The organism is Arthrobacter alpinus (assembly GCF_900105965.1).
Lineage (GTDB): Bacteria > Actinomycetota > Actinomycetes > Actinomycetales > Micrococcaceae > Specibacter > Specibacter alpinus.
The window spans coordinates 1267644-1278049 of record NZ_FNTV01000001.1; the positions used below are offsets into that span (position 1 = coordinate 1267644).

9 protein-coding genes are annotated in these 10406 nt (G+C 60.4%); 4 read left to right on the forward strand and 5 right to left on the reverse strand.

Annotation, left to right across the window (positions count from 1 at the left end; translation table 11 throughout):
- Positions 1–26: 26 nt before the first annotated feature.
- Positions 27–1583, forward strand: coding sequence for a right-handed parallel beta-helix repeat-containing protein (locus tag BLV41_RS06015; RefSeq protein WP_074710994.1), 1557 nt, complete (start codon positions 27–29; stop codon positions 1581–1583).
- Between the two features lie 48 nt (positions 1584–1631).
- A complete protein-coding gene (locus BLV41_RS06020) occupies positions 1632–3143 on the forward strand; it encodes a beta-N-acetylhexosaminidase (RefSeq protein ID WP_074710995.1) in 1512 nt (503 codons plus the stop codon).
- 96 nt (positions 3144–3239) lie between these two features.
- Here BLV41_RS06020 and BLV41_RS06025 read toward each other — a convergent pair whose 3' ends face one another.
- The gene (locus BLV41_RS06025) at positions 3240–5255 is read right to left on the reverse strand and encodes an SGNH/GDSL hydrolase family protein (RefSeq protein ID WP_074710996.1); all 2016 of its coding nucleotides are present in this window, start codon (positions 5253–5255) and stop codon (positions 3240–3242) included.
- Positions 5256–5623: 368 nt separating this feature from the next.
- Between BLV41_RS06025 and BLV41_RS06030 the strand changes: the two genes are divergently transcribed.
- Together BLV41_RS06030 and BLV41_RS06035 are read left to right on the forward strand one after the other, a co-directional pair.
- Positions 5624–6484 (forward strand): NAD-dependent epimerase/dehydratase family protein, encoded by an 861-nt coding sequence (locus BLV41_RS06030; protein ID WP_074710997.1) that lies wholly within the window; start codon positions 5624–5626, stop codon positions 6482–6484.
- 8 nt (positions 6485–6492) lie between these two features.
- The gene (locus BLV41_RS06035; RefSeq protein WP_074710998.1) at positions 6493–7524 is read left to right on the forward strand and encodes an aldo/keto reductase; all 1032 of its coding nucleotides are present in this window, start codon (positions 6493–6495) and stop codon (positions 7522–7524) included.
- An 85-nt stretch (positions 7525–7609) separates the two neighbouring features.
- Here the strand turns inward: BLV41_RS06035 and BLV41_RS06040 are convergent, their stop codons facing one another.
- From BLV41_RS06040 to BLV41_RS06055, 4 genes are read right to left on the reverse strand one after another with little or no spacing between them, the layout of a single operon-like run.
- A complete protein-coding gene (locus BLV41_RS06040) occupies positions 7610–8362 on the reverse strand; it encodes a 4'-phosphopantetheinyl transferase family protein (RefSeq protein WP_074710999.1) in 753 nt (250 codons plus the stop codon).
- On the reverse strand, positions 8359–9159 hold the full coding sequence (locus tag BLV41_RS06045; RefSeq protein WP_074711000.1) for an ABC transporter permease: 801 nt from the start codon (positions 9157–9159) through the stop codon (positions 8359–8361). Before BLV41_RS06045 ends, BLV41_RS06040 begins: the two co-directional genes overlap by 4 nt.
- A complete protein-coding gene (locus BLV41_RS06050) occupies positions 9156–10157 on the reverse strand; it encodes an ATP-binding cassette domain-containing protein (RefSeq protein ID WP_074711001.1) in 1002 nt (333 codons plus the stop codon). Before BLV41_RS06050 ends, BLV41_RS06045 begins: the two co-directional genes overlap by 4 nt.
- On the reverse strand, positions 10154–10366 hold the full coding sequence (locus BLV41_RS06055; protein ID WP_044577322.1) for an MbtH family protein: 213 nt from the start codon (positions 10364–10366) through the stop codon (positions 10154–10156). The genes BLV41_RS06050 and BLV41_RS06055 overlap by 4 nt, the downstream gene beginning before the upstream one ends.
- Between the last annotated feature and the right edge of the window lie 40 nt (positions 10367–10406).

The following is a 10406-nucleotide window of genomic DNA, read 5'->3' on the forward strand; positions in this document are numbered from 1 at the left end:
TGGCAACGAAGCTTGAGGAGAAACACATGAAATTCCCCACCCGACGCGCAGTCTTGGCCGTTTTGGCCGCCGCTGCAGCGTTACAGATTGGCGTCGGCGGACAACTGGGCGGGGCAGGTGCCGCTATTGCTTCCCCTGGCAGCCCGCAGGCCTACTACGTGGATTGTTCCGCCACTGCCTCCGGAACGGGTGCACAGAGCTCCCCATTCAATTCCTTGACGCAGGCCAGCGCCCTCACCATGGGCCCCGGCGACCGCCTGCTCTTCAAGAAGGGAACAACCTGTGTAGGCACCTTTAAGCCACAAGGATCGGGAAGTTCGACTGCGCCGGTCGTCATTGGAGCCTACGGAAGCTCGACGGCGAAGGCAGTGATTGATGGCAACGGTGGCGCCACCGCAATTCACCTCTTCAACCAGCAATACATCACCCTGACGGACTTGGAGGTCACCAATGCGGCGAATCCAGGATCCAACCGTCGTGGAATTACTGTTGAGTTGGCGGACTTCGGCACAGGCAACGGCTATGTCCTAAGCAATCTCTACGTCCACGATGTGTGGGGCGACGACACCAAGGGGCCGACCGGCTCGCAGGGCATTGCGTTCATGGTCACGGGGGACACCGTACCCACCACCTTCAACGATGTGCGCGTCACCCACAACACGCTGGCCAACATTGACCGGCAGGCCCTGGTGCTCCAGCTCAGCACCTGGTCCTGCCGGGTGGAACTGGCCTGCACGGCCACGCCCAACTGGCTCCCGGCCCGCAATGTTGTGGTCAGTGACAATTCCCTAAGCAACATTGGCGGCGACGGCATCGTGCTGAACACCACCGAGAACGCCGTCGCGCAAAACAATGTCATCAAGGGATTCAACGTTCGCTCAAAGGCCTACAACGCCGGTCTGTGGAGCTTCAACAACAACGGATTCCTCGCCCAATTCAACGACGTCTCCGGCGGCAAGGGGCATCTGGATGGCATGGCCTACGACAGCGACGGCGGCAACGTCAATGCAACCTTCCAATACAACCTCAGCTACAACAACGAGGGCGGCTTTTTCCTGTTCTGCCCCTACGGGAACAACATCAACGAAGGCACCGTTGTGCGGTACAACATCAGCCAAAATGACAGCTACCGGGGCATCGAAAACTGTGACGGCACGGTGACCGGGGCCCAGGTCTACAACAACACCATCTACATCGGCGCAGGAGTCTCCCAGGTGGTGGTCAACGAAAACACCAGCAAGGTCCGCGACGTGAAGATGTACAACAACATCATTTACAAGGGCGGCAGCGGCACGGCCTCGTTCCACCTCACCGCGAACACCGCATACACCTTTGCCAACAACACCGTCTCGTCCTGGATCACCCAGAGCCCGGCCAACCCCGGCGGAACCACGGCCAACCCCCTCATGTGCAATGCCGGCAACGCCAGCAGCCTGGCCACGGCGACCGGCTACCGATTGCAGGCCGCCTCTGCGGCAATCCATACAGGAACACCCGTGCCAAACAACGGTGGCCGCGACTACTTCGGCAGCATCATCTCCAACCCACCCACCATCGGCGCCAGCGAGTCAATCGGCTGCTAGCCGCTAGGCTCCACCCAGTCCATTTCCCCTCCCCGAAAGTCGTTCACCATGAGCCTCAAGCGATACCTTGTCCCCGGCTTCAAACAGTTCACCCCAGGCGGCGGTTCCAGCACCCTTGGCGACCTTTTGCATTTTCGTGCGGCAGTCGGGGCTGAGGCGGCTGCGCGCACGCTTATGTCGGATCTTGCAGAGCTTCACGGAATTCAAGGGGTGCTGTCCGTCAGCGCCCCGGCCGACATACCAAGTCAAGGCGACGTGGTCGACGTCGTACTGAGCCTTGACCCTACGCTCACGGACTTTGCCACGATTGATGAACCTCTCCGCGCCGAAGCGTACAAATTGGAGGTGGGGGAGCGGATCATCCTGACTGCCGCCACGGAGCAGGGGCTCCAGTGGGCCAGCCGCAGCTTTTTGCAGTTGATTCAGTCCTGCGGTGATTCCAGGGCCCTGGAATCCGGAACGGCACTGGATTGGCCGGACTACCCTGTGCGCGGATTCCTCATTGATACCGGGCGCCGCTTCATGGCGCCGGAGTTTATCCGTGACTTGATCCGTACCTTGAACTGGCACAAGCTGAACACCCTGGTAATACACCTGAACGACAACGAGATCGCCAAGGACACCGGACGGAGCTGGGACGAGGCCCAACACGGCTTCCGGCTCCGTGCCGAATCGGGCGAGTTTGCCCCGCTTGCCAGCACCGACGGGTCCTATTCGCGCCAGGATTGGGACTCATTCGAGGACCTGGCCGCCGCCCGCGGAATCACGATCATTGCCGAAATTGATGCACCGGCCCACTCGCGGGCGTTCATTGCCCAACACCCCGAACTAGGGCGCAATAACGGCAATTCGGACATGCTGGATCTCGCGGGGGATCATGCCGTGAACTTCATGAAGCGGCTCTTTGACGAGTTCCTGCCGTGGTTCCGGGGGCCAGTGGTGCACTTCGGCGCTGACGAATACGAGCGGGGCCTCGACGAGGACTTCAAGCGCTATTTCAACCAGATGGCCGCCCACCTTCGCTCAGCCGGCAAGTCACCCATGGCTTGGGGATCCATCACCACCATGTCGGGCGGGGCAGGCGCTCCGGCACCCGAAGGTTATGACCGTGACGTGCTGATTTGCTCCTGGAACAACGGCTGGTACGGGCCCAAAGAAGCGGTGGCCGATGGTTACCGCATCCTCAACACCAACGACGAATGGCTTTACACGGTGCCCTACGCGGACTACTACTGTGGTGACGGTTTGCGTCTGGAGAAGCTCTGGAGCGATTGGGAACCCCACGTTTTTGGTGGGGATGAAGTTCTTGACAAGCAGCACCCGCAGCTCTTGGGATCACTCTCGGCCTGCTGGAACGATCTGGTGTTGATGGACTACAACGAGCACGATATTTTCCGCATGGTCTCACCGACGTTCCCCATGCTGGGGCAGAAAATGTGGGGTGGAACGCCAGAGGTAATGAGCTTCTGCGAGTTTAGTGAGCTGACGGATCGCATGGCAGATTGCCCGGGGCGGGAGTTCGTGAACTCACAGGTGGCCGCCGTCGGTGGTAAGGACTGAATCGCCGAGACGGGTGATCCATTCGATCGGGACCAAAGAATAATAATAACGTGCGCGCAGCTGCTGCCCCGAAGGCGTGTCATCCGTTAGCGGCTACTAGCCAGCCGCCGGCTCCTTCAGGGCAGCTTCGGAGGGTGCTGCTTCAGTCCGGGGGGCCTCAGTCGGTGCAGCCGAATTACTGGGAGGCGGCTCAGCTGGCGCAGCTCCAGTCGGTGCTCCCTCGCTGGGTGCAACCTGGACCGGAGCAGCCTCAGTCGGTGCAACACTGGTGGGGGCCACGGCGGATTGGCCCAATAGGGCCTCAGCCAGTGCGGCAGCATAACGCGGGGCCACCGTGTTGTGGCCGTCCGGGGAGAGGTGAATGTTGTCCCGGTACTTGGCCTTGAGGGTGGTTCCCCAGCCAGCTACCGAGACATGGCTGATGCCTTGGCGTTGCGCTTCTGCCATCACCAATGCATCAACTGCCCTGCGGCGGTTGTGATCAGCATCGGTTCTGGACATTACACCGTTGATGACCAGCTTGGAGTTGGGGTACATCTGTTTGATACGCAGGATCATACGGCGCAGGTCAGAGACGATCTGGGCATCGCTGTTCCCCTGAGTTGCGTCATTGCCACCAAGAGTCAGCATGACCAAGCCCGGATCGCCTTGGGGGAGGTTGACCCGGTTGGCGAACAACGCTTCGGTCACCGAAGAAGCCAGCACCCCGGCCCAGGCAGAGTATCCGCCTCCGCCGTAGTCACGCGAGATGATGTGGGTGTAGCCGTTGGCACGAGCACCCTGCTCGCTCCAACTGTCACCGTCACACTGTGAGTCACACAGCATCACCACGGTCTTGGCGCTTACAGGCTCTGCAGATGAGAGGACACCGTTCTGCCAGATGACCTCCAAATTCTGGAACTGCGTGTGGATGCCCTTGTCATCGACCCACATGTCCTTGGTTGGCCAGCCGTATTGCGAGAAATTGGACTTCCACACAGCGAAAGTATTCTTGTCCAGGTATTTGGCACCGATATTGGGAGCCCAGACCAACACTGCGTTCTCGAACTCCTGGTAGTAACCGGAAGAGAACCCCACCTTGTTGCCGACGGGCAGACCTAACATCCCATTCTCCGCCCCCAACTGATCGAAGCGGTTCTTGATGTCGCCGATCGTCATTGTGGAGACTCGGCCCGCACTGGCAGCCCAGTAAAGATTTCCACCCTTGAACCGTTGGGCCGAGCCGCCCTTGACGGCATGCTCGCCGCTGATGGGATGACCCAACCACGATGAGGCGCCACCGAGTGCCTGGTACAAACCCAACATGCCGCGAACCACGGGAGACCCACCTGTCGAACCGGACCAGTACATTACTCCGCCCTCGAAGTTCTGGGCAGCGCCGTCCTTCACCGCGTACTCACCGCCGGTCGGCTTGCCCAAGACGCCATTCTCGGCACCCTGAGCCAGATAGCTGGCAAAAATTCCGCCGAACACGTACTTCGGCGAGTTGTTGGTCCAGTAGATCCTGCCGTTTTGGAACTGTTGCATTGCACCACCGGAGCCGTCGCCGACTTCCTCGCTGATGGGATACCCCAGGGCCCCGTTTTCCCGGCCGGTGTTCGACCAGGTCGACCATAGACCGCTGTGCACAGCATGCGTACCGACCCAGGGATGGTAATAGATCCCGCCGTTGCGGAACTGCTGCCACTGGCCCGACTGCTTCAATCCCTGGATCTTGTCAGAAGCCGGCGCGCCCAAGCCGCCATTCTGGGCACCCAAGCGTTGGTAGACGGAGCGGATGTCGCCACCGAGGACCATCCTGGCGCCGGTCGAGGGAGACCAGATCACCTCCCCCTTCTGGAATGACTGTGAACAAACACCGCCTTCGCAGGTCTCAAAGTTCAGCGCTGTGCCCAAGCTATTCATATTTTGCGACCACTTGCGGCCGATGGCACCTGTAAGGTGAATCTTCGCCGAGCTCGGCGACGCCGTGGCTGCCTTGGAAAGTTGTGCAGTGACTGAACTGGCTGTCGTGTCTGCGGCCGCTGACCCCATGCCAGCCAGTCCCAACACCGGCAGAAGCAAAACCCCCAATGCGGCGTGTGTGCACGCCTTCTTGCCTGCTTCTTTCAATTTCCTACTCGATTCCTATTCCAGTAGACCTGCACAGTATGCCAGGGCCGGTGGTTCGCCATACATCTTGAATCGGTCCTGAGCGCTGGCTGATCTTACTCCCGATGGCCTTCCCCTCGTTGTGCAGTACGTCACACTGATCTGACCGGCCTTCACATTCACGGATTCTTGTTGGCACATTGCTTGAGACGCGCCATTTTGAGACTGCTTTCGTTGAGATTCCGCCACATGACGCCACCGCGAAAGGTAGGTCTGGCGTTCCTAGGAAAAGCAGGGTGGGGCGCAGCTGCAGACACGGCCGCTCCAAGTAGATAGCGTGGTTTGCGTAGCCCATCCGCCGGAACCTAACCCGTAGTGAGGAAGCACCAATGAGAATTGCAGTGACAGGTGGCAGCGGAAAGCTGGGGCGCCACGTTGTACGCAGGTTGACCGCGGACGGGCACCAAGTCCTGAACTTTGACCGTGTCGGGGAACGAGGTCCGGGGATGGTCGTCGTGGACCTGCGCAACTATGGCCAAGTTCTGGATGTGTTCCTGGGTCTGGACGACAGGCACAGCGGTTTCGATGCCGTAGTGCATCTGGGTGCCATTTCGGCGCCTGGCCTGCTTCCGGATGCTGAGACCTTCGAGAACAACATGCTGTCCACCTACAACGTGTTCCAGGCGGCCCGGCGTGCGGGCATCAAAAGGCTGGTGTATGCCTCCAGCGAGACGGTGCTCGGTTTGCCGTTCGAGACAGACCCTCCCTATATTCCGGTCGATGAAGAATATCCCGCCAGGCCGGAAAGCACCTATTCGCTCGTGAAGCATCTGGAAGAGCAGATGGCCGTCGAGCTGACGCGCTGGGATCCGGAGTTAAGCATTATTGCGCTTCGCTTCTCCAACGTTATGGACGTGGACGACTACGCCGACTTCCCGTCCTTCGACACTTCCGTCATGGCGCGCAAATGGAACCTCTGGGGATACATTGATGGCCGTGACGGCGCACAGGCCGTGGCCAGGGCCCTTGAAAACGGCCAACCAGGCTTTGACGCCTTCATCATTGCCAACGCCGACACCGTCATGGCTCGTTCCAGCGCGGCCCTCGCCGCAGAAGTATTCCCGAATGTTCAGGTGCGCAAGGACCTTGATGAGCACGAGACACTGCTTTCCATCGACAAGGCGAAACGACTCCTGGGGTACTTCCCCGAGCACAGCTGGAGGAACCACACCACCGGAATTGAGGACTGATTAGCATCATGAAATATGGCACATTAGGCAACAGCGGCGCAGTAGTCTCCAACTATGCGTTGGGCACCATGACGTTTGGGGCAGAGGCCACCGAGGAAACTTCCCACGCCATCCTCGACGACTATGCTGCTGCAGGTGGCAACTTCATTGACACCGCTGACGTGTACACCGCCGGGGCATCAGAGGAAATCATTGGCCGCTGGCTGGCCCAACGCCGGGGCATGCGGGATCAAATGGTACTCGCCTCCAAGGGCAGGTTTCCCATGGGCGTTGGACCGAACGACGTCGGCACCTCCCGCCGCCATCTGACGCGCGCCTTGGATGATTCTCTACGTCGCTTGGGGGTGGACCAGATCGACGTGTACCAAATGCATGCCTGGGATCCCATTACGCCCCTTGAGGAGACGCTGCGCTTCTTGCACGATTCTGTCAGCCAGGGAAAGATCGCCTACTACGGTTTTTCCAATTTTCTGGGGTGGCAGCTCACCAAGGCTGTCCACCTGGCTAAGGCCAATGGCTGGAGTGCACCGGTTACCCTCCAACCTCAGTACAGCCTGCTGGTCCGGGAGATCGAGCTGGAGATTGTCCCGGCTTCCCTGGACGCTGGGATCGGCCTGTTGCCGTGGTCCCCGTTGGGCGGCGGTTGGCTCTCCGGCAAGTACAAGCGCGGCATCCAGCCAGCTGGGGCAACCCGCCTGGGCGAGAATCCGCAGCGTGGCATGGAGGCATGGCAGCAACGCAATGATGACCCCATCACATGGGACGTGATCGGCGCGGTGGAAAGCATAGCGGAAAGTCATGGAGTAAGCGCCTCGCAGGTGGCGCTTGGGTGGCTGGCTGAGCGCCCTGCTGTGACCTCGGTGATACTTGGTGCAAGGACCACCGAGCAGTTGGCGCAGAACCTTGCTGCGGCGGAATTGGAACTGTCTGCAGAGGAACACCAGCGCCTCACTGACATTAGCCAGCCACGAGTCGGCGTGTACCCCTACGGCCCCATGGCTCAGGAACAGCGAAGTCGCAAGATCCAAGGAGGCCGATAGCGCGGGAAACCGGTGCCCGCTTCCAGAACGTGGAGTTTGGGGCGGGCACCGGGAGTTCATCCCTGGCAGGATCACTGCGCGGCGGTCAGGGGATCGGGGCAAGCATGAACTTCTCGAGGCCGAGCTCATGGATGCTGGGTTTGCCCGTCGAGGCAAGAGCAGCCGTGAGTCCGGCGGGGGCCCGAAGCCAGGCTATGTTTATCCCATGGAGGTCACCATGCATGGGGGCTTCGATCTTGGCAGACCAGTCATCAGGCGCCGAGAGGCCACGCTTTTCCGTGCCTACATGGAGGTTTAGCGGCTCCACAGCCAGCCCATGTCCGTGGACTTTCAGGGCAGCTTCCTTGGCCACCCACAACCGGATCCGAGATGCGACGCCGGAGCCGGCCATTTCCATTCGTTCCCTAGGTGTGAGTGAGAACTCGTCGAAGCCCGCATGCAGTTGTGCTGGTACTGCTTCCAAGTCGGCGCCAAGAGGCGTGCCGGCCGGGCCAGATGCAACCAGCACTGTCTCCCCGGCACGTGAGAGGCTCAAGCTGGTTCCTTCTATTTCTGGTTTTCCGTGCGGCCCGCCGCAGCTACGGCAATTGCGGTGGACAGCAAGCCCCGCCGCTTTGCCCAAGGGGAGGCCCAGTGTGTGTGCAGCCATAAGACGGAACAAAACATGCGCTCCAATGTAGGCTCTGCCGTCGCCTGGATTTCTGAAGCGCCCTGCGGCGTCGAGCTCGGTGCGCGGAAGCAGCGTGGCGGCTCCGCCCCAGAGCGCTGCATGGTCGAGGACCCGTTCGGCACTGGTGATCACAAAGTCAATGCCTGAAGGGCGGCTGCCCTGGGTCACCGCCTGCTGATTCGGACGTATTGAGAGATGGCCAAAGGCGCAAAGATCGCGATGATGGCCACACAGCAAAGTACTGCGTAAAGCAATGCGTGTTCCGCCGGCCAGCCGCTGGGCGCGGCAAAACCCTGAGGTTCGTTGTTGCCGAATAGTTCGCGAACGGATGTCGCAACGGCCGTTACAGGATTCCACTGTGCGAAGGTCAGCAAGGGACCCGGCATGGACTGGACTGAGACGAAAGCGCCGGAGATGAAAGTTACCGGGAACAGCCAGATCAGCCCCAGGCTTTGCGCCACCTCCACACTTCGTGCCGTTAGAGCGATCACTGCACCCACCCAGGAGACAGCAAATGTGAACAGCAATAGCAGCCCCATCGCCACCAAGGCGGGGCCGATGCCATTGGTCACGCGCCAGCCGATCGCCAGGCCGCACAAAAGCGTCACGGCAATGGAAAGCAGGCTGGTCACGAGGTCGGCCGAGGAACGGCCAAGAATGACGGCGCCCCGCGACATGGGTAGCGAACGGAACCTGTCGATCAGTCCCATCTGCAGGTCCTTGGCCAGATAGACCGCTGTAAATGAGGCGTTGAACGTGAGGGTTTGGGCCAGAATTCCCCCGATCAGGAAGGTGCGGTATTCGGCGCCTCCCAACGTGCCACCAAAGACAAACGCCAGGAGGAGGACAAACATGATGGGCTGGGCCACGCTGGTCACCATGGCGCCGGGGGTGCGGATGACGTTGCGAAGGTTGCGCCCGGTGATGACGGAACTGTCACGGAGGGCCGCGCTGAGACTGCTCATGATCGTAGTACCTCTTGGTTCTGGCTTACGCCGGCTGGTGGTCCATCCGTGGTGGCGACTGCCGCATCCCTGGGCCGCTGGCCGGTGAGCTGGAGGAAAACATCGTCCAGGGTTGGTCGGCGCAGAGCTGCCTCGACCACATGCAGTCGGGCCAGTTCAAGGTCGCCCAGGGCGCGAACGAGCATGTGGTGGCCGTCAGGGGCTGAAACGCTGACCTTGTTGGTCTGCCGGTCAATTTCCGGTGCCACCGAGGCGATCCTGCCCAGGATTGCTGCTGCATTGTCAACGCTGTCCGATTGAGCCAGAACAACGTCTATCCGTTCCGAACCAACACGAGACTTCAGTTCACTGGCGGTTCCCTCAGCAATGACTCTCCCGGCGTCAATCACAGCGATGTTGTCGGCCAACTGGTCAGCCTCCTCCAGATACTGGGTGGTTAGCAACACGGTGGTTCCATTGCCAACCAGCGAGGAGATCACCGCCCAGGTGTCCAGCCTTCCGCGAGGATCCAGCCCGGTAGTGGGCTCATCAAGGACAACAACCGGGGGCCGTGCCACCATGGCGCCAGCCAGGTCCAAACGTCGTCGCATGCCGCCGGAGTAGGCGCCGGACCGTTTGCCAGCGACGTCTGAAAGGCGGAACTCATCGAGCAGCTCCGTGGCCCGAACGGCCGAGGCCTTGCGGTTCATGCCGTACAACCGGGCCACCATGACAAGGTTTTCATATCCCGTTAGTTTTTCATCCACGGCCGCATATTGGCCGGACAACCCGATCGAACGTCGAACGCTGTCCGGGTCTGTGATGACGTTGTGGCCGGCGACGCTCACCTCGCCGGCGTCCGGGGCCAGGAGGGTGGTCAGGACCCTGACGGCGGTGGTTTTTCCGGCCCCGTTGGGTCCTAGCAGTCCAAGCACCTGCCCTGGGAGCACGTCTAAATTCAGCCCATCAAGGGCCCGAAATTCACCAAAGTTCTTGCATAGTCCGCGGACGCGGATCACTGTGAAGCCGCAAGTTCGGCAACCGTGCGAGGGGTCATGTCCGTCCAGCTGCGAGAGACGAAATCCAGGCACTCCTGCCTGCCGGCAGGGCCGTACATAACCATCCAGCCATTGGGCACGTCGGCAAAAGATGGCCACAACGAGTGTTGTTGTAGGTCATTGACCAATACGCGGAAGGTTGCGTTCGTGTCATCAAATGGGTTCGTCACGTAATTTCCCTCAGATTCCTTGCTGAATTTCAACTGTCGG

Bases quoted from the DNA above. Each gene is read 5' to 3' on its own strand.
- BLV41_RS06030 (WP_074710997.1), top strand. From the start codon at position 5,624: ATGAGAATTGCAGTGACAGGTGGCAGCGGAAAGCTGGGGCGCCACGTT.
- BLV41_RS06035 (WP_074710998.1), top strand. From the start codon at position 6,493: ATGAAATATGGCACATTAGGCAACAGCGGCGCAGTAGTCTCCAACTAT.
- BLV41_RS06020 (WP_074710995.1), top strand. From the start codon at position 1,632: ATGAGCCTCAAGCGATACCTTGTCCCCGGCTTCAAACAGTTCACCCCA.
- BLV41_RS06045 (WP_074711000.1), bottom strand. From the start codon at position 9,159: ATGAGCAGTCTCAGCGCGGCCCTCCGTGACAGTTCCGTCATCACCGGG.
- BLV41_RS06015 (WP_074710994.1), top strand. From the start codon at position 27: ATGAAATTCCCCACCCGACGCGCAGTCTTGGCCGTTTTGGCCGCCGCT.